The sequence below is a fragment of the Paraburkholderia sp. Tr-20389 genome (assembly GCF_017104565.1).
Lineage (GTDB): Bacteria > Pseudomonadota > Gammaproteobacteria > Burkholderiales > Burkholderiaceae > Paraburkholderia.
Genome location: NZ_JAAGPD010000032.1, coordinates 53275 through 76229 on the forward strand (window position 1 = coordinate 53275; position 22955 = coordinate 76229).

The 22955-nt window shown below is 62.6% G+C and carries 22 protein-coding genes; 12 read left to right on the plus strand and 10 right to left on the minus strand.

Going from position 1 to position 22955, the window contains the following annotated elements; all coding sequences use genetic code 11:
* The first annotated feature begins 2 nt into the window (after positions 1-2).
* The 3 genes from G3N95_RS26605 to G3N95_RS26615 are packed head-to-tail and all read left to right on the plus strand — an operon-like array spanning position 3 to position 2879.
* Positions 3-929: an ABC transporter permease gene (locus G3N95_RS26605; protein ID WP_205973128.1), complete on the plus strand. Its 927-nt coding sequence runs from the start codon at positions 3-5 to the stop codon at positions 927-929.
* Entirely contained in the window at positions 926-1768 is an 843-nt protein-coding gene (locus G3N95_RS26610) for an ABC transporter permease (protein ID WP_205973059.1), read from the plus strand. Before G3N95_RS26605 ends, G3N95_RS26610 begins: the two co-directional genes overlap by 4 nt.
* 37 nt (positions 1769-1805) lie before the next feature.
* Positions 1806-2879, plus strand: a complete 1074-nt coding sequence (locus tag G3N95_RS26615) for an ABC transporter ATP-binding protein (RefSeq protein WP_205973060.1) — start codon at positions 1806-1808, stop codon at positions 2877-2879.
* A 25-nt stretch (positions 2880-2904) separates the two neighbouring features.
* Here the strand turns inward: G3N95_RS26615 and G3N95_RS26620 are convergent, their stop codons facing one another.
* From G3N95_RS26620 to G3N95_RS26640, 5 genes are all read right to left on the minus strand, one after another.
* A complete protein-coding gene (locus tag G3N95_RS26620) occupies positions 2905-3666 on the minus strand; it encodes an IclR family transcriptional regulator (RefSeq protein WP_205973061.1) in 762 nt (253 codons plus the stop codon).
* 107 nt (positions 3667-3773) lie between these two features.
* The gene (locus tag G3N95_RS26625) at positions 3774-4526 is read right to left on the minus strand and encodes an amino acid ABC transporter ATP-binding protein (protein ID WP_205973062.1); all 753 of its coding nucleotides are present in this window, start codon (positions 4524-4526) and stop codon (positions 3774-3776) included.
* Entirely contained in the window at positions 4523-5170 is a 648-nt protein-coding gene (locus tag G3N95_RS26630) for an amino acid ABC transporter permease (RefSeq protein WP_205973063.1), read from the minus strand. Before G3N95_RS26630 ends, G3N95_RS26625 begins: the two co-directional genes overlap by 4 nt.
* Before the next feature lie 22 nt (positions 5171-5192).
* Positions 5193-5912: an amino acid ABC transporter permease gene (locus G3N95_RS26635; protein WP_205973064.1), complete on the minus strand. Its 720-nt coding sequence runs from the start codon at positions 5910-5912 to the stop codon at positions 5193-5195.
* A gap of 55 nt (positions 5913-5967) precedes the next feature.
* On the minus strand, positions 5968-6801 hold the full coding sequence (locus G3N95_RS26640) for a transporter substrate-binding domain-containing protein (protein ID WP_205973065.1): 834 nt from the start codon (positions 6799-6801) through the stop codon (positions 5968-5970).
* A gap of 707 nt (positions 6802-7508) precedes the next feature.
* Here G3N95_RS26640 and G3N95_RS26645 point away from each other — a divergent pair.
* Positions 7509-7931, plus strand: coding sequence for a hypothetical protein (locus G3N95_RS26645; protein ID WP_205973066.1), 423 nt, complete (start codon positions 7509-7511; stop codon positions 7929-7931).
* Positions 7932-7953: 22 nt separating this feature from the next.
* Here the strand turns inward: G3N95_RS26645 and G3N95_RS26650 are convergent, their stop codons facing one another.
* The gene (locus G3N95_RS26650; RefSeq protein WP_205973067.1) at positions 7954-8925 is read right to left on the minus strand and encodes a helix-turn-helix domain-containing protein; all 972 of its coding nucleotides are present in this window, start codon (positions 8923-8925) and stop codon (positions 7954-7956) included.
* Positions 8926-9019: 94 nt separating this feature from the next.
* On the opposite strand from G3N95_RS26650, the gene G3N95_RS26655 reads away from it, so the two are divergent.
* The 4 genes from G3N95_RS26655 (at position 9020) to G3N95_RS26670 (ending at position 14180) form a co-directional block, all read left to right on the plus strand.
* Positions 9020-10264, plus strand: coding sequence for a DUF1479 domain-containing protein (locus G3N95_RS26655; protein ID WP_205973068.1), 1245 nt, complete (start codon positions 9020-9022; stop codon positions 10262-10264).
* Positions 10265-10343: 79 nt separating this feature from the next.
* The gene (locus tag G3N95_RS26660) at positions 10344-11591 is read left to right on the plus strand and encodes an ABC transporter substrate-binding protein (RefSeq protein ID WP_205973069.1); all 1248 of its coding nucleotides are present in this window, start codon (positions 10344-10346) and stop codon (positions 11589-11591) included.
* Positions 11592-11648: 57 nt separating this feature from the next.
* Entirely contained in the window at positions 11649-12665 is a 1017-nt protein-coding gene (locus tag G3N95_RS26665) for an aldo/keto reductase (protein WP_205973070.1), read from the plus strand.
* A gap of 201 nt (positions 12666-12866) precedes the next feature.
* Complete coding sequence (locus G3N95_RS26670; RefSeq protein ID WP_205973071.1) at positions 12867-14180, plus strand: MFS transporter; 1314 nt, start codon at positions 12867-12869, stop codon at positions 14178-14180.
* A gap of 50 nt (positions 14181-14230) precedes the next feature.
* Here the strand turns inward: G3N95_RS26670 and G3N95_RS26675 are convergent, their stop codons facing one another.
* On the minus strand, positions 14231-15154 hold the full coding sequence (locus tag G3N95_RS26675; RefSeq protein WP_205973072.1) for a LysR family transcriptional regulator: 924 nt from the start codon (positions 15152-15154) through the stop codon (positions 14231-14233).
* A gap of 160 nt (positions 15155-15314) precedes the next feature.
* Here G3N95_RS26675 and G3N95_RS26680 point away from each other — a divergent pair, with 160 nt between their 5' ends.
* Genes G3N95_RS26680 through G3N95_RS26695 form a run of 4 tightly spaced genes read left to right on the plus strand, consistent with a single transcriptional unit; the run spans position 15315 to position 19837 of the window.
* Positions 15315-16490 (plus strand): L-rhamnonate dehydratase, encoded by a 1176-nt coding sequence (locus G3N95_RS26680; protein ID WP_205973073.1) that lies wholly within the window; start codon positions 15315-15317, stop codon positions 16488-16490.
* Positions 16491-16542: 52 nt separating this feature from the next.
* Entirely contained in the window at positions 16543-17853 is a 1311-nt protein-coding gene (locus G3N95_RS26685; RefSeq protein ID WP_241018963.1) for an MFS transporter, read from the plus strand.
* A 21-nt stretch (positions 17854-17874) separates the two neighbouring features.
* Positions 17875-18876, plus strand: coding sequence for a 4-hydroxythreonine-4-phosphate dehydrogenase PdxA (locus tag G3N95_RS26690; RefSeq protein WP_205973074.1), 1002 nt, complete (start codon positions 17875-17877; stop codon positions 18874-18876).
* A gap of 4 nt (positions 18877-18880) precedes the next feature.
* Complete coding sequence (locus G3N95_RS26695; protein WP_205973075.1) at positions 18881-19837, plus strand: amidohydrolase family protein; 957 nt, start codon at positions 18881-18883, stop codon at positions 19835-19837.
* 38 nt (positions 19838-19875) lie between these two features.
* Here the strand turns inward: G3N95_RS26695 and G3N95_RS26700 are convergent, their stop codons facing one another.
* The 3 genes from G3N95_RS26700 to G3N95_RS26710 are packed head-to-tail and all read right to left on the minus strand — an operon-like array spanning position 19876 to position 22861.
* Positions 19876-20193: a hypothetical protein gene (locus G3N95_RS26700; RefSeq protein ID WP_205973076.1), complete on the minus strand. Its 318-nt coding sequence runs from the start codon at positions 20191-20193 to the stop codon at positions 19876-19878.
* A complete protein-coding gene (locus tag G3N95_RS26705) occupies positions 20180-21538 on the minus strand; it encodes an acyclic terpene utilization AtuA family protein (protein WP_205973077.1) in 1359 nt (452 codons plus the stop codon). Before G3N95_RS26705 ends, G3N95_RS26700 begins: the two co-directional genes overlap by 14 nt.
* Positions 21539-21556: 18 nt before the next feature.
* Positions 21557-22861, minus strand: a complete 1305-nt coding sequence (locus tag G3N95_RS26710; RefSeq protein WP_205973078.1) for a citrate:proton symporter — start codon at positions 22859-22861, stop codon at positions 21557-21559.
* Positions 22862-22955 lie beyond the last annotated feature (94 nt).

Here is a 22955-nt window from a genome sequence, read left to right on the forward strand (position 1 = left end):
ATATGCCGACGCTCTCGTCACGCGAGGGGCGCAACGCGGCATCCGCGAACGAGACCGCGGGACAACGCGACGTCCCTCCGGCGTTGCCCCGCGTTCCGCCCTGGCTGCTGCTCGCGCCGATTCTCGCGTTTCTCGCGGTGCTGGTCGCGGCGTCGATCGCGGTGCTGCGCATGAGCTTCGGTGTGCAAGGCAACGAGTGGCATGCGTTCACGCTGCAGAACTATGTGGACCTGGGGGATGCGTACTTCCTGCATTCACTGTGGCTGACGCTGCGGCTCGCATTCCAGAGCATGATCTGCGCGGTCGTGCTCGCGATTCCCGTGGCGCTGGCGCTTGCGCGTACGCAATCGCGCCTGGCACGACGGCTGTTGCTTGCGGGTGTGCTGTTGCCGTTGCTGGTGAATTTGCTGCTGCAGGGTTATGGATGGCTCGTGATGCTGGGCCCGGCGGGTCTCGTCAATCATGCGCTGCTTGCGGCCGGCGTCATTCAGCGGCCGTTGCAATGGCTGTATCGTGAGAACGGGGTGTTGCTCGGCCTGATCCAGACGGCGTTTCCGCTCGCCGTACTGCCGATCTCGAGTGCGATGCGCGCGATATCCCACTCATATGAAGAAGCGGCCGCGACGCTCGGTGCGACGCGCTGGCAGACCTTGCGTGATGTGGTGCTGCCGCTCGCGATGCCGGGGCTCGTGTCGGGTGCGCTGCTCGTGTTCGCCTATAACGCGAGCGCGTTCGCCGTGCCGTTGCTGCTCGGCGGACGCCGCGTCCCGATGCTCGCCGTACTGGTGCATGACCAGGTCGCGCCGCTGCTGAACTGGCCTGCAGCATCGGCATCGGGTGTCGTGCTGATGCTGGCGACGCTTGCCGTGATGGCCATCTCGCAGCGGCTCGTGCGCACCCTGCAACGGCACGAGGAGACTCGTTCATGACCACCTTGCGTATTCCCGCGATCATGCCCGGCCGGCTCGGGCGACTCACAGGACTGCTCGCGACGCTCGTGCTTTTTCTTGCCGCGCTGCCGATCCTGACCATGATCACGATGTCGTTCGGCAATTCGGACACGCTCGAATTTCCGCCCCAAAGTTTCGGCCTGCACTGGTATCGCGCCGCCTGGCACGCGTTCGTATCGCCCGACGCGGGCGATGTACTGTCGATGGGCACGGCGCTGACAACGTCCCTCGTCGTGGCAATCTCGACGATGCTGATCGCCACCGCGGTGTCGGTGCCGGCCGCGTACGCGCTGTCGCGCTACCGCTTCCGTGGCAAGGCTCTCGTCGAGCAACTGGTTGCGCTGCCGCTCGTCTATCCGCTCGTCATGCTCGGGCTTTCGCTGTTGCTCGTCTTCAATGCGTTGCCCGTTGAACTCGGCATGTTGCGGCTCATCATTGCGCACGTGATTCTCGCGTTGCCATTTACGGTGAAGAACTGCGCGGCATCGGTTGCGTCCGTCGGTCCGGAGTTCGAGGAAGCCGCCTGTGTGATGGGCGCAAGCCCGCATCGCGCGCTCTTCGACGTGGTGCTGCCGCTGATGCGTCCAGGCATCCTGGCCGGGATGCTGTTCGCGTTCATCATCTCGTTCAATGAATTCACGGTGACGTTCTTTCTCTACGGCATCAACACGATGACACTGCCCGTGTGGCTGTACAGCCGTACGGTGTCGTCGCTGGATCCGACCGTGTTTTCGTTTGCCGTCGTCATTGTGATGATCGACTTCGCGCTCATCTGGCTGCTCGAAAAGCTGGTCGGCGACGAGGGCGTAGCGCTCTGATCCGAACGGCATGCTGTCACAGAGATAAGGAAAGGTCATGAGCCATCTGACGCTTCAGTCCGTCACCAAGCGCTTTCACAATACATTCGCCGTCGATCATGTCGATCTGAGCGTGCCGGACGGCAAGCTGGTCTGTTTTCTCGGCCCGTCCGGTTGCGGCAAGACGACCTTGCTGCGCATGATCGCCGGACTGGAAACGCCGACCTCCGGCTCAGTCATGTTCGCAGGGCGCGATCTCACTCACGTGCCGGCGAACCGGCGCGATTTCGGCATGGTGTTCCAGTCGCTCGCGTTGTTCCCGCATATGAGCGTGGCGGAGAACGTCGCTTATCCGCTGCGGCTGCGCCGTGTCGAGCGTGGAGCGCAGGCGCGCCGTGTCGCCGAACTGCTCGACCTGATCCAGCTGCCGCATATGGCCAACCGGCCGGTGACGCAACTCTCGGGCGGACAGCGTCAGCGCGTCGCGATTGCCCGCGCAATCGCTTCGTCGCCGAAGCTGCTGTTGCTCGACGAGCCGCTCTCCGCGCTCGACGCCAAGCTGCGCGAAGCGATGCAGGTCGAGATCCGGCTGTTGCAGCAGCGTCTCGGCATCACCACGATCATGGTCACGCATGACCAGCGCGAAGCCATGACGATGGCAGACGAGATCGTCGTGATGGAAAAAGGGCGTATCGCGCAGGTCGGCAAGCCGCTCGACATCTACCGCGATCCCGTCAGCGAGTTCGTGGCGGACTTCATCGGCCTCGGCAACATCCTGCCGGTGACGGTCGGCGGCGAGGACAGGATCGAACTGCCCGGCGGCCAGCAGATAGCCGTGCACGCTGCTTCTGGCATGGCGCGCCCGGCGGGCGAAGTCCGCCTGCTGATCCGGCCGGAGGATGTATGTGTCCGGCCTATCGATGCGACACCAGGACCCAACCTACTCGCCGGCAAGGTGACGTTCGTGCGCGACGTGGGAGCGTCGATCGAGGCAACAATCGACTGCGACGGTTTCACATTGACAGCAGCCACGACGCCCCGCGAGACGCCATGCCTCTCGGTCGGCATGCCGGTGCTGGCGGAAATGCCGGCCCATGCCTGCCGGCTGATCGCGGCACGCACCGCGCATTGATCATGGCGGTGTGCAATAGACGGGCTTAGCTGCGCATCGATGGCTGCGACAGCGATTTCGCGGAGGCAATCAGATCGTCGAGCATCGCGGCACGCTTGCTGGGATCGGTATCGCGTCCCGTCATGAAGCACAGCGCGGCGATGGGCAGGCCCGTACGATCGCGCACAGGTGCGGCCATGCAAAGCCGGAACGACATCGAAAGGCCCTCCGTGCAGCAATAGCCCTGCTCTGCCGCATGGCGCACGTCCCGCATGAAGTCGTCGAACCCGATGCGGCGACCGTCTTCCAGCACGTAGTCTTCGTCCGGAATAAGCGCATGCACATCGTCGTCGTTCAGATGTCCGAGCAACAGGCGGCCCGTCGCCGTCCACGGAATCGGCACCTTCACGCCGATATCCGACGTGATGTTGAACGGGCGCGCGCTGTTTTCCGAGAGCACCACCGTGTACTTGTTGCCTTCGAGCATGCACAGTTGCGTGGTCTCGTCATACTTGCGCACGAGACCGAGAATGGTCTGATGCGCGCGGCTGATGAGATCGTTGTGCATCGCGTAATCGGCGCCGTAGTAATGCATCTCGCGCCCGAAGAACACGCTGCCGTCGGCGGCCGTTTCGAGCCAGCCCGCCTCCGTGAGTATCGTGACCAGTTCGTAGACGCTGGAGCGCGGCGCACGCGTTGCCTCGATCAGCTCGCGCATCGTCAGCGGACGCCGCGCAGTATGCAGTTCCCTGAAAATGCCGATCACGCGGTCCACTCCCCGGGCGCGTGACGATTCTGGTGCAGACATTCCGTAGACTCCGTCGGCGATAAGGATCGCAGTTCGTTCTCGTGTTGTTGTGGTCGTTCGTGCGTGGCCTTCGTTGCCCGCGGCGCGAGTTTAGCGGAAACAGGCCATCAATGATCGAGCACGCGGTGCAGGAACTGCTTCGTCCGTTCGTTCTGCGGCGTGACGAAGATTTCCTCCGGCACACCCTGTTCCGCGATCACGCCTTTGTCCATGAACACAACACGGTCTGCCGTCTTGCGCGCGAATCCCATCTCGTGTGTGACGACGACCATCGTCATGCCGTCGCGCGCCAGTCCACGCATGACTTCCGTCACTTCGCCGACCAGTTCCGGGTCGAGCGCGGAGGTCGCTTCGTCGAAGAACATGATGCCGGGCTCGACCGCCAGCGCCCGCGCAATCGCTACCCGCTGCTGCTGGCCGCCCGACAACTGGCTCGGATAGTGTTCGGCGCGATCGGCGAGGCCCACACGGTCGAGCACGTCCATCGCGCGTTTGCGCGCGTCGGCGGGACTCATCTTGCGCGCCTTGATCAGCGCGAGCGTCACATTGCCGAGCGCGGTCTTGTGCGGAAACAGATTGAACTGCTGGAACACCATGCCGACGTGACCGCGGATTTCTTTAGCGCGGCGCGCGTCGTGCAGCGGAACTTCGTTGACCCAGACTTCGCCGGAATCGGCCGTTTCGAGACCGGCCATAATGCGCAGCACCGTGCTCTTGCCCGAACCGGATGCGCCGATCAGCACGAGCACTTCGCCTGGGCGAACCTCGAGATTGATTTCCTTGAGTACTTTTGTTGCGCCGAACGACTTGCTCACGCCGTTCAGGTTGATGACTGGCTTGGACCCGATGGATGTGGTCATGACAACAGGCTCCTACGATCATGGTGGCGCACCCACTGCGACAGCGGGAAACACACGACGAAATACAGTACGGCGACGAGTCCATAAATCTCGACCGGCTTGCCGACGCGGTCGACGATGGCCTGTCCGCCATGCATCAGTTCGGACATGCCGATCATGCTGACAATCGACGTATCCTTGATCAGCGAAAGGTACTGACCGATCAGCGGCGGCAACACGATCTTGCCCGTCTGCGGCAATACCACCGAGAAGAACGTCTGTGTCTTGCCGAGGCCGAGAATCTGCGAGACTTCCCATTGGCCTTTGGGCACGGCTTCGATGCCCGAGCGGAACACTTCGGCGATATACGCGCCCTGGTACACGCTCAGGCCGACGACGCCCGCCGCGAACACATCGATCGCATAGCCGAAGTACGACACGCCGAAATAGATGAACATCAGCGTGATGAGCACGGGCGTGCCGCGAAACAGTTCGGTGTAGAGCTTTGCGACGCGCGCGCTGCCCCACGGTCCGAACGAGCGCAAGACGGCGGCGAGCAGGCCGATCAGCGTGCCGCCGACGATCGATGCCGCGGATAGCAGCAGGGTTGCGACCAGTCCCTGAAGCAGGATCGACAGGCTGGTCGTCAGCAGTTCGGTTGACATGAGCGGTTTCCCCTTCGATGGATCAGGTGCGGTTCGCCTGACGTGGAATCAGCCATAGCCGCCTGCGCGTGTGCTGCGTCAGCATGAGGGGCGGATGGAACACGCGCGCGCCGATCTGCTCCGCAATCCATGACAGGCAATTGCTCAGGATCAGATACGCGATCAGCGTGACCGAGAAGGTCTGGATATAGAGCAGGGTGCGCGCATTGATCACGGTCGCCGTGCCCGTCAGTTCCGGCAACGCAATCGCGGACAGCAGCGACGTGCCGAGCAGCAGCTGGATCAGGTTGTTGACGATCGCGGGATACACGGCGCGCGCCGCTTGCGGCAATACGACTTCGATAAAGACCTGCGAGCGCCCGAGGCCAAGAATGCCGGCCGCTTCGATCTGTCCGCGCGGCACCGACTGAATGCCGGCGCGGAAAACTTCCGCCATGTAGGCACCCACATTCACGCCGAGCGCAATCACGCCCGCTGTGTACGCACTCAGATTCAGACCCAGCGACGGCAGACCGAAGAACACGATGAAAATCTGCAGCAGCACGGGCGTATTGCGGATCAGCTCGATATAGCCGCGCGCGACGACACGCAGCGGCGTGAGATGCGAAGCGCCCGCGAGCGCCGTCAGCAGACCGAGAATCAGCGCGACGCAGAACGCGAGCAGCGTGACCTGCAACGTGAGCCACGCGGCCTGGAAGAACTCGGGCACATAGCCCCACAGGGTCAGCCATTGATAACTCATCGTCGTTCCTTCGCAAAGTCGGGCTGTCGTTCGCGTCGCGCGGTTGCTTTCGGGTTCAGAACTGCGGGTTCAGCGGATAGCGAGGCCCGGTGCCGAACCATTTCGTGTACAGCTGCGCGTTGAGCTTCGACGCGTTGATGTTGAACAGGAACAGGTTCAGGTAATTCAGCCACACCTGATCGCCGGCCTTCACACCGAACGCGTTGTATTCGAGCGGCACGAGGGCCTCGTTGGTGACGGTCAGCTCCGGGTCAAGCTTCGCCTGATAGGCGAGGAAGTTGTTGTCCTCGATCATCGCGTCGGCCTGGCCCTGCTTGACGGCGAGAATGGCCGCTTCCGAGCTGTCGAATTCCTGGATCTTCACTTGAATGCCCAGCGCACGCACTTCGTCGCCGTTCGTCGATCCCTTGACGGTCGCGATCGTATGGCCCGACATGTCCTTGACCGACTGAATGCCGCTGCTCTTCTTGACGAGCAGCGCCTCGCTCGCGACGACATACGGCGTCGTGAACGCGATTTCCTTTGCGCGTTCGAGATTGCGTGTGAAGTTGCAGAAGACCACGTCGACTTTGGCGGTCTGCAGATTCGGAATGCGGTTTGCACTCGTCGTGTTGACCATTTCGAGCTTCACGCCCATCTGCTTCGCCAGTTCTTTCGCGAGGTCGACGTCGTAACCGTCTGGTTGTCCGCTCTTGTCGTAGAAGCCGAACGGCGCGAAGGTCAGGCAGTCGCCGACACGCAGCGTGCCGCGTTGCAGGACGGCCTGCAAGGTCGAACCGGTCGCGGCGTCCTGACCGGGTGTTGCGATCTTGGTGCAACCGGCGAGCGCGAGCAGGCCGACGACGGCCGACAAGCAGGCGAACCTTACGCTTTCTTTGAACAGTCTCATTTTCGACCCTGTGAGAGGAATTCCATCGTCGCGATCCGAGCGGTATTGGCTATGCGCAGGCGTTTCAACCGGCGGATCGCGTGCTTACCTTCTTGTCCGATATATCGGAATCGAATCCGGCACATCAGATGAAGCCCAGTGTTTCATGGAAAAAAACGCATGACAAGCGGGTATACGAGGGCTTCGCGGGAGCCTCTGAGGACGCAGATGAAGTCTGGTGTTTCGTCGCGATGCCGCGTCCGTTGCAACTTGCGCGAGCGGAGCAACAGGCGGCATGGACGTGAGTGCGGCCTCGCAGGCAGCGTCCGCCTGGGATCACACAATCACGATCCAAAGCTTACGAATTTGATTCGACATGCGAAATGAATGAGGGGAAATGTCGGCGCATCCGCTTTGGAACGGTTGCTTGCGCAAGTGGTCGAATCGGGTTCGCGCATGGTCCGCGATCGCGAACAATAGGAGGAGACGTGAAAGCAATCGCAAAGATGCATTCCGGCTTTCTGGCAGCAGGATGCGTGTTGATGGTGGCGTGTCCCGGTTCATCGAGTTTCGCGGCCGGCACGGAGTCCATCCTTCTACCTCAGGATGCACCGCACTACAGGACGGGAGACAGTTGGACGTTTCTGCGGACGGACCTGCTATCCGGCAAGAGCAGAACCTTTACACAAACGGTTAGCTCGGTCCGTGCCGATGGGAGTGCCTCTCTCGTGATTGCTCCCGGAGGCGCGCGTGTAGAACTCACGTCGGAAGCGAATGTGATTCCCGACGGGGCCGATCAGCGTGCCTGCGGTATCGCGCTTCACTTTCCATTGCGAGCAGGCGCACGCTATGAGGCGGATTGTCAGGCTAACGGTGCGGCGGGCGAGACCGTGTTCCGGCGAGCACAGTGCGAAGTCGAAGCCGTGGAAACGATCAGCACGAGAGCGGGTTCGTTCTCTACGATCAGGGTCAGGATGAAGGGCAACTGGTCGCCGCAATCGGGTGCCGGAGGCGGCCCGATCGACGAGACGCTGTGGTACGCCCCAACGGTGAAGCGGGTGGTAAGGGAGGCGTATCAGGTTCGTCTTGCGGGAAAGGGTGTGCCCGCGACCACCGAAATCGACCTGGTGCGTTACGCGGTGAAACCCTAGTCGTGATTGCCGCGCAAACCAGTCAGCGCTCGCTGCGCCGTTTTCCTTCGCCGGACGATTTCCGCTCGCGTTGGAGCGAAGGCGATCGTTCGGTCAGGCGAGCCGTCTCGTCATGAGCCGGAGAGCCCGCCCCCATGAACTGCCGTCGATATTCAGCCGGTGTGGTTTGCCTCGCGGCCTTGAACTGTCGATTGAAATTGGCGACGTTCGCGAAACCCGAGCGGGCGGCGATGACGGCAACGGGCAGAGACGTGTCGGCCAGCATCCGGCACGCATGCCCGATACGAACGCGAGCGATATACCGCCCGACGCTCTCGCCAATATGCTGGACGAAGTAGCGCGTGAGCGTGCGCTCCGACAGGCTGGCCGCCGCGCAGAGTTCCGACAGCCGCAGCGGTTCGGCAAAGCGCGCGTCGATCAGTGAAAGCACGCGGTTGATACGCTCGGGCTCATGCCCCGATGGCCCCGTGTTCGTCTGATTGAAGGCGCTCGGTGATGCGAGCGGCTGGCCGGGCGCGTCGGCGAGCGTGCACAGAATATCGAGCGCCGTGCTCAACCGTTCGCGCGCCACGTTCGAAAGCAACGAGTCCAGACGGCTGCGCATCCATTCGCCGGCGGGCAGCTCGAACGCCAGCCCGCACGCCGCTCTGCGCAACAGCTTGCGCAGCGGTTCATATTCGCGGCAGCAATCCGCCATCCGCCGCGCCCAGTCGCCGTCGAACCAGATAACGATGGCGACCTGCGGAGAAGACGGCTCGATCGAGCGGTTCGACGCCCACGTATGCGGCAAATCCGGCGGCACGAGGACGAGATCCTCTGCTTCATAGTCGTTGACCGAGTCGCCGATGTAGCGCTTGCCATGGCTATTCATCGTCAACGTCAGCTCGTATTCCGGATGGTGATGCCATTCGAACGGAATACGCGGAAGCTGCCGATGGTAAACCCGGACCGAACAGTCCTCGCCGAACTCGACATGCTCGTAGGCTGGTTTCATGGCGGAAAACGCAAATCAATTGCCTGAATAGTATCACCATGGCTGATATGCGCGTCATATCCTAGCGGCACGAAATTCACACACGGAGACAAACATGGCGCTGCAAATCGACGACTTGCCGGGTGCAATCCGGCAGGCAAAAAAGGAGTTGCGCGCGGCACTGCCGAATTACCGGGAAGTCTTCGCCGAAGTCGAACAGGCGATCGGCGAAGAGGCGAAGCGAATTGCCGCGCAGCGCGATCGCGGGGAAGACGTCATTCCCGAGATTCAGTATTCCGACATCGCCGGGCAACGCGTGACTGCCGAACAGATCGCGCTCGTCAAGGCACGCGGCGCATGTGTGATTCGCAATGTCTTCCCGCGCGCGCAAGTGCAAAGCTGGGATGACGAAATCGCGCACTACGTCGAGCGAAATCGTCTCGACAAGCGCCTCGAAAACCGCGCGGAGGACAAATACTTTGGTCAGCTAGCTTCAAGCAAGCCGCAAATTTACGGCGTGTACTGGTCGAAGCCCCAGGTGCTGGCGCGTCAGTCGGAATCGCTGACCGCGGCGCGCGTATTCCTCAACAAACTCTGGCGAAACGAGAGCGACGGACGCGTTCATTTCGATCCGGAGCATATTCCCGTTTATGCCGATCGTTTGCGTCGACGGCCGCCTGGCTCGGCGTCGCTCGGCTTGTCGGCGCATTGCGACGGCGGATCGGTCGAACGCTGGATCGAAAGCAATTTTCGCAAGGTGTATCGCCATGTGTTTTCCGGCAACTGGCGTAATTACGATGCGTTCGACGCCGCTTTCCGTACTGACGTGGAAGAGATCGCGTCGCCCGCTGTCTGTTCAATGTTCCGCACCTTCCAGGGCTGGACGGCGCTGACGCCGCAAGGCCCCGGCGACGGCACGCTGCAGCTCGTGCCTATCGCCAATTCGATGGTGTACATCCTGTTGCGCGCGCTTCAGGACGATGTCGCCGACGACGATCTGTGCGGCGCCATGCCTGGGCGTGCCCTCTCGATCAAAGCGGAATTTCACGCGCCCCTGTTCGAGGCGTTGTCGTCGATTCCCAAAATGGAAGCGGGCGATACCGTCTTCTGGCACAGCGACGTGATTCATGCCGTTGAAGACGAGCATAAAGGCGCGGGCTACAGCAATGTGATGTACATCGCGTCGGTGCCGGCGTGCGCGAAAAACGACGCTTATCTGAAGCGTCAGTTGCCGAGCTTCCTGAAAGGCGAAAGCCCGCCCGACTTCCCGACTGACCATTTCGAAGTGGACTTCACTGGCCGTGCAACGGCCGACGACCTGACACCGCTTGGCAAGACACAACTCGGCTTTGATCTGTAGTTGAAACGGGCACGCATGCGCGATCGTTCTGATCGTGCATGCGTCGCACCACCCATAAAGAAAAATTTCGGAGACTGCAATGAAACAATCACTGACGTCGGTTGCGACGGCTGTCGCGCTGCTTATTTCAGGTACACATGCTGTTCTCGCTGCAGAACAGATTTCCGTACTTCACTGGTGGACCTCCGGTGGCGAATCGAAAGCCATCCGGGTGCTCAAGGACGACATGAGCAAACAGGGCTACGAGTGGAAAGACTTCGCTATCGCGGGCGGCGCGGGCGCGGCGGCCATGACGGCGCTGAAGACGCAGGTGATCTCGGGCAACGCGCCGTCGGCCGCGCAGATCAAGGGGCCGCTGATTCAGGACTGGGCGGAGCAAGGGACGCTGGTCACGGTCGATCCCGCTGCGGCCGACTGGAAAGCGCACACGCCCTCGCAAATCGATAGTGACGTGAAAGCAGGCGGTCACTACGTGGCTGCGCCTTTCTCCGTTCATCGGATCAACTGGCTGTGGATCAACAAGGCGGACCTCGACAAGGTCGGGGGCACACCGCCGACGACGTGGCCGGAGTTCTTCGCGCTCGCCGACAAGTTTCGCGCCGCGGGCATCACGCCTGTCGCGCATGGCGGTCAACCGTGGCAAGACATGACGATCTGGGAGACGGTCGTGCTGTCGCAGGGCGCGGACTTCTATCGCAAAGCACTCGTCGATCTCGATCAGAAGACGCTGACCTCGCCGCAGATGGTGCAAGTGTTCGAGACCGTCCAGAAGATCCGCACTTACTTCGACAAGGGCTATCACGGCCGCGACTGGAATCTTGCGACCGCGATGGTGATATCCGGCTCGGGCGGCATGCAGTTCATGGGCGACTGGGCCAAGGGCGAATTCGCCAACGCGAACAAGAAGGCCGATGTCGACTATATCTGTGCGGCTGCGCCCGGCACGTCGAACGCCTATACATACACGGCCGATGCATTCGTGTTCTTCCAGCAGAACGGCAAGAAGGACGCGACGCCGGGACAGATCGCGCTCGCGAAAACGATCATGTCGGTGGATTTCCAGCAGCAGTTCAGTCTCTACAAAGGTTCGATTCCTGTGAGGCTGGATGTGCCGATGGACAAGTTCGACAGCTGCGCCAAGAAATCTCGCGCAGACGAGCAGGCGACGATCAAGACGGGCGGCTTCCTGCCTTCGCTGGCCTTCGGTGAACTTCAGTCGCCGGTCACCGCCGGTGCGATCACCGACGTCGTGACCAATTTCATGAACTCCAACGAGGATGCGAAAGAGGGGGTGCGTAAGCTCGCCGCCGCTGCGAAGGTCAAGTGACGGTGCGTGTCGGCCGATCAGGAAACGCGCAACTTCACTCGTGAAAAGGGGAGAAAGATGGATCCGGTAGCAAAGCGAAAATGGCCGCGCTCAGGGCTCGAAACAACCGTGATGGGGTTCGGCGCCGCGCCGATCGGCAACATCTTCAGGCCGATCAGCGAAGCGGATTCGGCGGCACTGATCGAGGCGGCGTGGGACGCGGGCGTACGTTACTTCGACACCGCGCCGATGTATGGGCATGGTTTGAGCGAAGCGCGCTGCGGACAAGGGTTGCGCTGGTATCCGCGCGATCAGTTTGTGCTGTCCACCAAGGTTGGGCGGCTGCTCAAGCCGCGCAGGCGCGCCGACATCGAGTTCACACCGTGGGTCGACGGACTGCCGTTCGAAACGGTTTTCGACTACAGCTATGACGGCACGATGCGTTCGATCGAAGACAGTCTGCAACGTCTGGCGCTGGAGCACATCGATATCGCGCTGATCCATGACATCGATGTCTTCACCCACGGCGAGCGCCAGCCCGAGATGTTCGAAGCGGCGATGGCGGGCGCGTCCAAAGCACTGCTGAAGCTCCGCGACGAAGGTGTCGTGAAGGCGGTGGGGCTGGGCGTCAACGAATGGCAGGTCGCGCACGAAGCGATTCGCAGACAGGATTTCGACTGCCTGCTGCTGGCCGGCCGCTACACACTGCTCGAGCAGGATGCACTGGACGGCTTTCTGCCGCTGTGTGAAGAGAGGCAGGTGTCGGTGATTCTCGGTGGCGGCTACAACAGCGGCATTCTCGCGACGGGCGCGGTGCCGGGTGCGAAATACAACTACGCGCCTGCGCCCGAAGCCATTCTGGAACGCGTGCGCAAGATGGAGCAGGTCTGCCGGGATTATTCCGTGCCGCTCAAAGCCGCTGCATTGCAATTCGTACTCGGCCATCCCGCGATCCCGACCAACATTCCGGGTGTACGGTCGGTCGCGCAACTCGAAGACAATCTTAGGACCTTCCGGACCGACATACCCGCCGAATTCTGGGCCGAGCTGAAGCGTCGGGAGTTGATCCGTCACGACGTGCCGACGCCGCAATAACGTTGGGCTTCGATCATGGCCGCGCTGTACCGGACTGTCGGATGCGCGCAGCGATAACCAGAGGGAATTGCCCCATAAACCAATTTCAATAGACGGCTATCACCGTTTTCTCCAGACTCTGGGGGCGTCGGACCTCGCACCATGGCCCGCCCCCCGATAAGAGCGCGCACTAGCGCAAAAGCCCCGGAGGAGACACACGATATGCCGCATCGCCCAAGAGTCACACGCTCGGTCCTCGCGCTCATGTGCGCGATGTCTTTCATCATGTATCTCGATCGCGTGAATCTTTCCGCTGCCGCGGGACTGATTCGTGACGATCTGCATCTTTCCAACACCGATATCGGCTTCGTGTTCGGCGCATTCGCCTATACGTACGCGATTTGCCAGGTGATCGGCGGATGGTTCAGCGACCGCATGGGCGCGAAGACCACGCTCGTACTCTGCGCGACGATCTGGATCATCGCGACGGTCGCGACAGGTGTCGCCGGCGGCGTGGTGTCGCTGTTCTGCGCGCGGATGCTGCTCGGTATCGGCGAAGGGGCGGCATTGCCCGCGCAGGCGCGTGCGCTCGTCAACTGGTATCCGGCGAGCAGGCGCGGTTTTGTTCAAGGACTGACGCATTCGTTCTCACGTCTCGGGAACGCGGTCACGCCGCCGCTGATCGCGCTCCTCGTGGCGTTCGCGTCGTGGCGCGCATCGTTCCTGCTGGTCGGCGCGCTCACTGCCGTCTGGGTCGTGGTTTACGCGTGGTACTTCAAGGACGACCCGCGCAAGCATCGCCATATCACGCCGGAGGAAGTGGCCGAACTGCCGCCGGAAACGATGGGATCGGCGAAGAAGACACGCGAGCCGACGCCTTGGGGCCGGCTCATCAAGCGTATCGGTCCGACCATGATGGTCTACTTCTGTTACGGCTGGACGGGCTGGCTGTTCTTCACGTGGCTGCCGACTTTCTTCATGCACGGACGCGGCCTCGATCTCAAGAGTTCGGCGCTGTTCTCGGCGGGCGTGTTTCTTTCGGGCGTGGTCGGCAATACGGCGGGCGGCGTGTTGTCGGATCGCATTCTCAAGCGTACGGGCAACGTGGTTGCGGCGCGCCGCAACATGATCATCGTCGCGTTCCTGGGTGCGCTGGTGTTCCTGGCGCCCGTGATGGTCGTGCACTCGCTGCCCGTCATGGCTGCATCGATGAGCCTGTCGTTCTTCTTCCTCGAAATGACGATCGGGCCCATCTGGGCCGTGCCGATGGACATCACGCCCAAACACGTGGGCATCGCGAGCGGACTCGTAAATGCAGGCTCTGCCATCGCGGGCATTTTCTCGCCGATCGTGTTCGGCTTGATCGTCGATCGCACGGGAAGCTGGACGCTGCCGTTCATCGGATCGCTGGGCTTGCTGGCGGTGGGAATCGTGATGACGTTTTTCATGCGTCCGGATATCAAGCTGGATGAGGACGCGCGGCACACGGAGGCTTCCGTCGAGCATGGCTTGAAGCTCGCCGACGAGCATCGTTGAAGCATTCGAACGCAACAGGCCGCCTTCGTGACAGAAGGCGGCGTCCCTTTTCAAGCGGCGCGAATCGCCTCGATCACCAGCTGTGTTGCCGGACTGATGCGCCGGTTCTTGCGCAGGATCAGTCCATAAGGGGCGAGGCGGCCACGTAAGGCCGTGCCGAGCGAGGCGATCGTGCCGAGCGCCTCGTAGTAATCCGCCACGGACGATGGCAGCACGGCCAGCATGTCCGAGTCCCGCAGCAGCGAGAGTGTCGTGAGAATCGACGAGGTCTCCACGGTGCTCGCAGGCGGTGCCACGCGCGATTCCCTGAATGTCTGGTCGATGATTTCGCGCATCGGGCTCGGATGCGGCTGCATGATCCAGGCAAACTTCGCGACTTCCGCCAGTCTGGGCCGACCCTCGATCGCCAGCGCCGGATGATCCGGCCGCGCGACGATGGAAAGCGCCTCTTCCGATAAGGTCTCGAAGCTCAGGTCCAGCGCCGGAAAGCCATACGGTATGCGCCCGACCACGATATCGAGCTGGTCCTGCTGCAAGGCCTGCACGAGCACGTCGCTGGTATCGATCTGCACGCTGATCTGCAGGCGCGGATGTGCCTCCTTCAACTGCACGATCACGCGTGTCAGCAGGTCCGGCGCGGGCGCCATCACCGCGCCGATGCGCACCTTGCCGATATCGCCTGCCTCGATGGCGGCCAGTTCCTCGCGAAGCTCGTCGAGGTCCTCGAACATCACCCGCGCATAGCGCATCACCGCCTCGCCATAGACAGTCGGCTCCATGCCGCGCGCATGCCGCACGAACAGCAATACGCCGATGGTGTCCTCCAGTTCCTTCAGCGCCTTGGTGGCGGCCGGCTGTGTCATGGCCAGTTCGTCGGCGGCGCTGCGCAGCGATCGGGTTTCGGAGAGCGCGTGCATCAGTTGCAGATGGCGCAGACGAAGTCGTTTCCGGATGGTCGAGGAGGGCGCAATCATCTGTTGGCGTGATCTTCTTGAGTGATAACCGCGAGAAATAGGCTGATGCAAATAATTCAATAGTCAGTTATCGCGGAGTTTCGCACACTAGCGCTACCCGAAATAGCCGCGCAAACCCTCGATGTGTGTGGCGCAACCCGATTGAACGGAGACAACCCAGATGAAGATCAAGCACGTCCGCGCACGCGTTTTCGAATGGAAGGGCAAGGTCGTTCCGCCGCAATCGCACTTCTGCACGAATGCCGTCGACATCCTCTTCGAACGCGGCGACGCGATGGGCTCGTTTCGCTTTCACGGCTGGCTGGTGGTGGAAATCGAATGCGACGACGGCACCGTGGGCATCGGCAATTGCGCGCTCGCGCCGCGTGTGGCCAAGCAGATCGTCGACGAATATCTCGCGCCCATCGCAATCGGCGAGGACCCGTTCGATTACGAATACCTGTGGCAGAAGATGTATCGCCGCACGCTGGCATGGGGCCGCAAGGGCATCGGTATGGCGGCCATCTCGGCGATGGACATCGCCATCTGGGACATCATGGGCAAGGCGGTGAAGAAGCCCGTGTTCAAGCTGCTCGGCGGGCGCACGAAAGAGAAGATCTGGTGCTATGCGTCGAAGCTCTACAACAACGACGATCGCGATGCCTTTCTCGGAGAAGCGCAAGGCTATCTCGACCAGGGCTTCACTGCCATGAAGATGCGCTTCGGCTACGGCCCGAAGGACGGCCCGAAGGGCATGGCGAAGAACCTCGAACAGGTGCGCCTGCTGCGCGAACTGGTGGGCGACGAGGTGGACATCATGCTTGAATGCTACATGGGCTGGACGCTCGAATACGCGCGCCGCATGCTGCCGCGCCTAGCCGAATTCAATCCGCGCTGGCTGGAAGAGCCGGTGATCGGCGACGACGTGGAAGGCTATCAGGAGCTCAAGAAGATGAACGTCCTGCCCATTTCGGGCGGCGAGCACGAGTTCACCGTGTACGGTTTCAAGGACCTGCTCGAACGGCGCGCGGTGGACGTCATCCAGTACGACACCAATCGTGTCGGCGGCATCACGGCGGCGCGCAAGATCAATGCGATGGCGGAGGCGTGGTCCGTGCCCGTCATTCCGCATGCGGGGCAGATGCACAACTATCACCTCACGATGGCCTCGACCGCCAGTCCGATGTCGGAGTTCTTTCCGGTGTTCGACGTCGAAGTCGGCAACGAGCTTTTCTATTACATCTTCGACGGCGAACCGCAGCCGGAGAACGGCTATCTGCAACTGTCCGACGAGACGCCGGGGCTGGGTATCACGCTTTCGGACCAGCATCTGAAGGACTTCGACATCATCGAATGAGCCGCGTGACGGCAGGGCCAATGCAGCCCGTGAGGCACAACAGGAGACGGACATGCAGAGCAGGATGGAGACCCGCGTGGCGACGCGCGATGCGGCAACGGCTGAGCGCGCAACCAGCGTGCGCTGGCGCATCTTCGGTGTGGTTTTCCTCATCACGCTGATCAACCTGGTGGATCGCATTTCGTTGTCGATCGCGATGCCCACCATCGCGAAAGAGTTCGCACTTTCGCCCGCGATGCAGGGCCTTATCCTCTCCAGCTTCTTCTGGTCGTATGCGCTGCTGCAGATTCCGGGCGGCTGGCTGATCGACCGCTTCGGGGCGCGCAAGGTAGTCGCGGGCGCGACGCTGCTGTGGGGCATCTTTCAGACGCTGATGGGCGCGGCGACGGGCGGCCTCTCGATGCTCTGCATGCGCATCGGGCTGGGCGCCGCCGAAGCGCCGTTGTTTCCCGCCGGCAGCAAGCTCAATGCGTTATGGCTCTCGAAGAAGGAACGGGCACGCGGCGCGGTGCTGATGGATGCGGGCTCGCCGCTCGGCGCGGCGATCGGCGGGCTCGCGATCTCCAACCTGATTCTGATGTTCGGCTCGTGGCGCACGGCGTTCGTCGTCGCCGGTCTCGCGACCATCGCGTGCGGATGGCTGGCGTGGCGCTATCTCCGCGACGACCCCGCGAAGCATCCGGGCGTCAACGCGGCGGAGCTGGATCATATCCGCGATGGCGCACCCGCGCAGGCCAGCGCAGCCGTTCAGGCGAGCGCGCACACGCAGGATGCGCCCTTGCCGCTGCGCTCGACGGTGGCGATGTGCGCGGGCCGCATGGCCTGGGCGATGATCTTCTTCGGCCTGTTGACCTGGGGCCCGACCTATCTGACACAGGCGCGAGGCTTGAGCCTGGCGCAGATCGGCGCGGCCACGTTCTTCATTTTCCTGGCGGGCGCATGTGGCTCGCTGACGGGCGGCTTTCTATGCGATGCGTTGTGCTCCTGGGGCGTCGCGCGCGGCAGGGTCGTGAAGGGGATGATCGCGGTGTCGGGTCTCGCGACGCTTGCGGTGTTCGCCATGCTGCCGGGTATTTCATCGCCTGTGACGGCCATCGCGGTGTTGTGCGCGGCAGCGTTCGTGCTGCTGTGGGGCAGCCTGTACTGGAGCTTGCCGTCGCTGCTCGCGAGCCCCGGGCGCGTGGGCCTGCTCGGCGCGTGCATGAATTGTGCGGGCAGCGTCGGCGGCATTTCGATTCCGCTCATTACAGGCTTCATTCTCCAACGCACCGGCTCGTTCGATGCGGTGCTGCATTTTTACAGCGCATGTGCGCTGGTGTATATCTTCGGCTCGCTGGCGATCGATCTGCGCCACACGCGCTGACAACTGAAAGGCAAAACTACGATGAAACCCCGTATTGCAGTCCTGCTCGGCGATCCTGCCGGCATCGGTCCCGAACTCATCGCGCGTCTGCTCGCGCGGCCCGAAAACCGCGCCTGCGCCAATCTGCTCATCATCGGCGACAGACGCGAACTCGATAAAGGCATGGAGATCGCGCAACAGCGCTTCGATTACACCGTGGTCGAGAACGAAGCCGATGCGAAGCGCGATACCGACGTGCCGTCGCTGATCGATTTCCGCCTCGCCGACGACGCGCCCTATGAACGCGCCGTGTCGACGGAGCGCGGCGGCCGTTACAGCCTCGAAGCCTTCAGGAAGGCCTTGCGCCTGACGCGGGACATGCGCACTCACGCGATGATGTTCGCCCCCGTCAACAAGACCTCGCTGCACCTGGCGGGCATGGAAACGAGCGACGAGATGGAATGGTTTGCGCGCCAGCTCGATTACAGCGGCGCGTTCTGCGAATTCAACGTGCTGGACGAACTGTGGACCTCGCGCGTGACGTCGCACATGGCGCTGAAGGACGTGAGCGCGCGCCTGTCGGCGCAGCGCATCGTCGGCGCGATCAAGCTGATCGACGATGGTCTGAAACGCGCGGGCATCGCCGCGCCGCGCATCGCGGTGTGCGGTTTCAATCCGCACAACGGCGACAACGGCGCGTTCGGCCGCGAGGAGCTGGACGTGATCGCGCCCGCCGTCGACCTCGCGCGTTCGCTCGGTCACGACGCACAGGGCCCGTTCCCCGCCGATACGATCTTCGTGCGCGCGCGTGATCAGAAAGCATTCGACGGCGTGGTCACGATGTATCACGATCAAGGCCAGATCGCGATGAAGCTGATGGGCTTCTGGCGCGGCGTGACCGTTCACGGCGGTCTGCCCGTGCCGATCACCACGCCCGCGCATGGCACCGCGTTCGATATCCACGGCCAGGGGAAGGCCGACGTGGGCGCGACGCAGAAGGCGTTCGATATCGCCGTGCGAATGGCGCAGGACCGTCTGGGCTGACGCCATGATGCGCGAGCATATCGAGGCGTTGCGCCAGCGCTTCCTCACCAGCGGCGATGACGCAGACCTGCCCATCGTCGATGCGCATCATCACTTCTGGGATCTGAAGCGCAACTATCATCCCTGGCTGTGCGACGAGCCGCGCATTCCGTTTCGATACGGCGACTACGGGAATATCTGCCGCGACTTCCTGCCCGACGATTATTTCGCGCGGGCGGCCGCTCATCGTATCGTCAAGACGGTGATGATGGAAGGCGAGTGGGACCCGCGCGATCCCACAGGCGAAGCGCGCTGGGCGACGGATTTGCATCAGCGTACCGGTCTGCCCAGCGCGATGGCCGCGCAGATATGGCTGGACCGCGACGACGCCGCCGATGTACTCGCCGCGTATCGCGACCTGCCGCTCGTGCGCAGCGTGCGGCATAAGCCCGCCACCGTGCCGCGCGGCGCGCATCGCCGCGATTTCAGCGCTCCCGGCTCGATGCGTTGCGAACGCTGGCGGCGAGGCTACGCGCTGCTCGGGGCAAGCGGCCTGATGTTCGAACTTCAGGCGCCGTGGTGGCATTTCGAGGAAGCGGCGGAACTGGCGCGCGACTTCCCGCGAACCATGATCGTCGTGAATCACACGGGGCTCCCCGCCGATCGCAGCGACGAAGCGCTGACCGCATGGCGTCGTGCGCTCGATGCGCTGGCGCGTCATCCCAACGTGTGGCTCAAGATTTCGGGCATCGGCGAGCAGGGCGCGGCATGGAGCGTCGAGCGCAACGGTCGTGTCGTGCGCGACGCGATCGCCTGCTTCGGTGTGGCGCGCTGTCTTTTCGCGAGCAACTTTCCCGTCGACAGTCTCGTGGTGACGCTCGACGATCTCTTCAGCGGCTTCAAGGCGATGGTCGCCGAACGCACGCGCGAAGAACGGCTCGCGCTCTTTCACGACAACGCGTGCCTGCTCTATCGCATCTAGATACCGTTTCGAGGTCGGCTCACGCCCGCGCCAGAATCTCAAGTATCGGCAGGCTCCGCGACGTCGATATCGAGAAGCGCCGTGCTGATCGACTTGCCGTGTGCATCGAGCGCAAGCGAGCGCGTGACACCTCCTCCGAGCGCATGCCCGAGCACAAAATTGAATGCGCCCAGAAGCGGCAGTTCATAACGGACGACATCGCCTTTCACGACATCGGCGAGGTGAGCCCTGACACGCTCGGGCGTCAGGGTGTCGCGCAGATGCGCGTAATGCTTCGCGTCGAAGCAGATCACGGAAACGTTGAGCGTGTTGCCTTTGTCGCCAGTGCGGCCGTGTGCGAGTTCACGCAGTTTCATCGCTTGCCTCCACGATTTCGAAGACGGGATTGACCCGTTCACGCGGCAGCAGAACGGACTGCACCGCGAGGACTTCGCGGACCGCTTTCGTCACACCGCCGCCGCCCGCTGGTCCGTTGGTGTAGAGCGTTTCGACCTCGTTGCCGATGCGCGTCGCTTCCGCGGCGCTCGATGCGCGGCCCGCGACGCGCACGCGAACTTCGTACGGCTCGTCATGGCTTGCAGCGAGGCTGTCGCCGTAAAGCGCATTCACGCCGATCAGATCGAAGCGCAATTCGCTCGTGCTCACACCTGTTATCGCGAGGCGCTCGCGCACGATGTCGAGCGCCAGCCGCGCCCGCGCGACTGCGCCCGGCCCGCCGTAGGAAATCTGCCCTTCGCCGATATAGCCGTCGATATAAGCAACGGACACCTTGAGCGTCCCGGTGCGCGCCGTGCCGCGCCCGCCCGTCACGCGCACGCGATCCTTGGCTTCCTGCGCGACCCGCACCTGCGTGAAGTCTGCGACGACATCCGGCTGGTAATAGCGCGCGGGATCGTGAATCTCATACAGCAGTTGCTCCTTGCACGTTGCCTCGGTCACGCAACCGCCCGCGTGCGGCACTTTGCCGATCACGATGTTGCCGCTTGCATCGACTTCGCCAACAGGAAAGCCGAGACGCGCGAGATCCGGCACGTCCTTGAAGCCCGGGTCCGCGAAGTAGCCGCCCGTCACCTGTCCCGCGCATTCGAGCAGATGGCCGACCACGGTGGCCTGCCCGAGCGTGCGCCAGTCATCCATCTTCCAGCCGAATTCGTGGATGAGCGGCGCCGTGAACAGCGACGGATCCGCGACGCGTCCAGTCAGCACGACGTCCGCGCCCGCCGCCAGCGCGGCGACGATGGGCGCCGCGCCGAGATACGCATTCGCCGATACGATCCGGTCGGCATAGGCGCTGACGTCATCGCCCGATTCCTCGAAGCGCAGAGGCGATCGCAGCGCGACGTCGAGCACGTCGTCGCCGGTCACGGCTGCGATCTTGAGACTGCGCAAGCCGAGTTCGCGCGCGATCTGTGCCGTCTTCCGCGCGGCAGCGCCCGGATTCGCCGCGCCCATGTTCGAGATGATGCGCACGCGGTTCTTCGCGGCGACGGGCAATACCGCGCGCATGCGTGCTTCGAGCAACGGGTCGAAGCCTTGCGACGGATCGCGGCGGCGCGCCTGCTGCGCAATGGCAATCGTGCGCTCGGCAAGACATTCGAACACGAGATAGTCGAGCGCGCCGTGTTCCGCGAGTTCGACGGCCGGTTCGATGCGGTCGCCCGAGTAGCCCGCGCCTGCGCCTATCCTGATGTGGTCTTTCATGACGTCACCCAAACTCGATCAAAGCGAAAACACGCCCAGCACGACACACGCGATCGTCATCACGATCGATGCGCCGAACAGGAGCGGAAACGTAAACTTCTGATGGTCCGCGAGATCGATCCCGCACAAACCGACGACGAGAAACGTCGCGGGCGTCAGCGGGCTCACGGGAAAGCCGGTGGTCATCTGACCGAGCAGCGCGGCCTGACCGACGTGCACGGCCGGCACGCCAAGTTGCGACGCCACTTCCGCGATCACCGGCAGCACGCCGAAATAGAACGAGTCGGGATCGAAGAGCATCGAGAGCGGCATCGACAGGATGCCGAGCGCAACGGGGATGTGCGAGGCCATCGAGGGCGGCACGAAACCGACGGCCGCCTGCGCCATTGCCTTCAACATGCCGCTGCCCTGCATGACGCCGGTGAAGACGCCTGCCGCGAGCAGAATGCCCGCCATCATCAACGCGGCGCGCGCGTGCGCATCGATGCGCTTTCTCTGCATGTCGACATTCGGGTAGTTGACCATCAGCGCGATGCACAGGCCGACCATGAACATGATCGCGGGCGGGATCTTCTCGCCCATCGCGACCATCGTGCCCAGCACCACGATCGTCAGAACGATGTTGAACCAGAAGTTCTGCGGACGGCGCAGCGCTTGTTCTTCCGGCGTGAGCTTGCGTTCGGGCATCGGAATGGAGCCGTTCGCGCTCGAATAGCCGAGACGCCTTTCCTCGCGCCGGCCGAGCCACCACGCCATGCCGAACACGAACGCGAGACCGATCGCCTGCACGGGAATCAGCGGATTGAAAAGCGCTGAAATGGGCAGATGCAGCGACGCGGACGCTCGGATCATCGGCCCCGTCCACGGCAGGAAGTTGATGCCCGCCGCCATCGACACGGCTGCTGCGAGCACGCGCTTGTCCATCTGCAGACGTTCGTAGAGCGGCAGCATCGCGGGGATCGTGACGAGGAAGCAGACTGCGCCGGAGCCGTCGAGATGGATCAGAAGCGCAAGCAGCGTCGTGCCCATCACGATGCGCGTGGGCTTCGTGCCGACCGCGCGCAGGATGCGGTCGATGATGGGGTCGAGCGTGCCTGCGTCGGTGATCGTGCCGAAGTAGAGAATCGCGAACACGAACATGCCCACGACGGGCGCCAGGCTCTTCAGTCCGTCGATCACGAACTTGCTGGTCTGCAAGCCGAATCCGCCGATCAGCGACGCCGCGATCGGAACGATGATGAGCGCGACGAGCGGCGACATGCGCTTCGAGAGTATCGCGCCGAGCAGGATGACGATGGTGGCGAGGCCGAGCAACGGCAACATGAACGTGTCTCCGAATCTTGATTTGTAGTGAGGTCAAGCGTAAGTTCGAGGCGGCGATAACACAATTGAAATGATTTGATCGTAGCTATTACGA

Coding starts and splice junctions, on each gene's coding strand:
- G3N95_RS26605 (WP_205973128.1), top strand. CDS start 3: ATGCCGACGCTCTCGTCACGCGAGGGGCGCAACGCGGCATCCGCGAAC.
- G3N95_RS26610 (WP_205973059.1), top strand. CDS start 926: ATGACCACCTTGCGTATTCCCGCGATCATGCCCGGCCGGCTCGGGCGA.
- G3N95_RS26615 (WP_205973060.1), top strand. CDS start 1,806: ATGAGCCATCTGACGCTTCAGTCCGTCACCAAGCGCTTTCACAATACA.
- G3N95_RS26620 (WP_205973061.1), bottom strand. CDS start 3,666: ATGTCTGCACCAGAATCGTCACGCGCCCGGGGAGTGGACCGCGTGATC.
- G3N95_RS26625 (WP_205973062.1), bottom strand. CDS start 4,526: ATGACCACATCCATCGGGTCCAAGCCAGTCATCAACCTGAACGGCGTG.
- G3N95_RS26630 (WP_205973063.1), bottom strand. CDS start 5,170: ATGTCAACCGAACTGCTGACGACCAGCCTGTCGATCCTGCTTCAGGGA.
- G3N95_RS26635 (WP_205973064.1), bottom strand. CDS start 5,912: ATGAGTTATCAATGGCTGACCCTGTGGGGCTATGTGCCCGAGTTCTTC.
- G3N95_RS26640 (WP_205973065.1), bottom strand. CDS start 6,801: ATGAGACTGTTCAAAGAAAGCGTAAGGTTCGCCTGCTTGTCGGCCGTC.
- G3N95_RS26650 (WP_205973067.1), bottom strand. CDS start 8,925: ATGAAACCAGCCTACGAGCATGTCGAGTTCGGCGAGGACTGTTCGGTC.
- G3N95_RS26655 (WP_205973068.1), top strand. CDS start 9,020: ATGGCGCTGCAAATCGACGACTTGCCGGGTGCAATCCGGCAGGCAAAA.
- G3N95_RS26660 (WP_205973069.1), top strand. CDS start 10,344: ATGAAACAATCACTGACGTCGGTTGCGACGGCTGTCGCGCTGCTTATT.
- G3N95_RS26665 (WP_205973070.1), top strand. CDS start 11,649: ATGGATCCGGTAGCAAAGCGAAAATGGCCGCGCTCAGGGCTCGAAACA.
- G3N95_RS26670 (WP_205973071.1), top strand. CDS start 12,867: ATGCCGCATCGCCCAAGAGTCACACGCTCGGTCCTCGCGCTCATGTGC.
- G3N95_RS26675 (WP_205973072.1), bottom strand. CDS start 15,154: ATGATTGCGCCCTCCTCGACCATCCGGAAACGACTTCGTCTGCGCCAT.
- G3N95_RS26680 (WP_205973073.1), top strand. CDS start 15,315: ATGAAGATCAAGCACGTCCGCGCACGCGTTTTCGAATGGAAGGGCAAG.
- G3N95_RS26685 (WP_241018963.1), top strand. CDS start 16,543: ATGCAGAGCAGGATGGAGACCCGCGTGGCGACGCGCGATGCGGCAACG.
- G3N95_RS26690 (WP_205973074.1), top strand. CDS start 17,875: ATGAAACCCCGTATTGCAGTCCTGCTCGGCGATCCTGCCGGCATCGGT.
- G3N95_RS26695 (WP_205973075.1), top strand. CDS start 18,881: ATGATGCGCGAGCATATCGAGGCGTTGCGCCAGCGCTTCCTCACCAGC.
- G3N95_RS26700 (WP_205973076.1), bottom strand. CDS start 20,193: ATGAAACTGCGTGAACTCGCACACGGCCGCACTGGCGACAAAGGCAAC.
- G3N95_RS26705 (WP_205973077.1), bottom strand. CDS start 21,538: ATGAAAGACCACATCAGGATAGGCGCAGGCGCGGGCTACTCGGGCGAC.
- G3N95_RS26710 (WP_205973078.1), bottom strand. CDS start 22,861: ATGTTGCCGTTGCTCGGCCTCGCCACCATCGTCATCCTGCTCGGCGCG.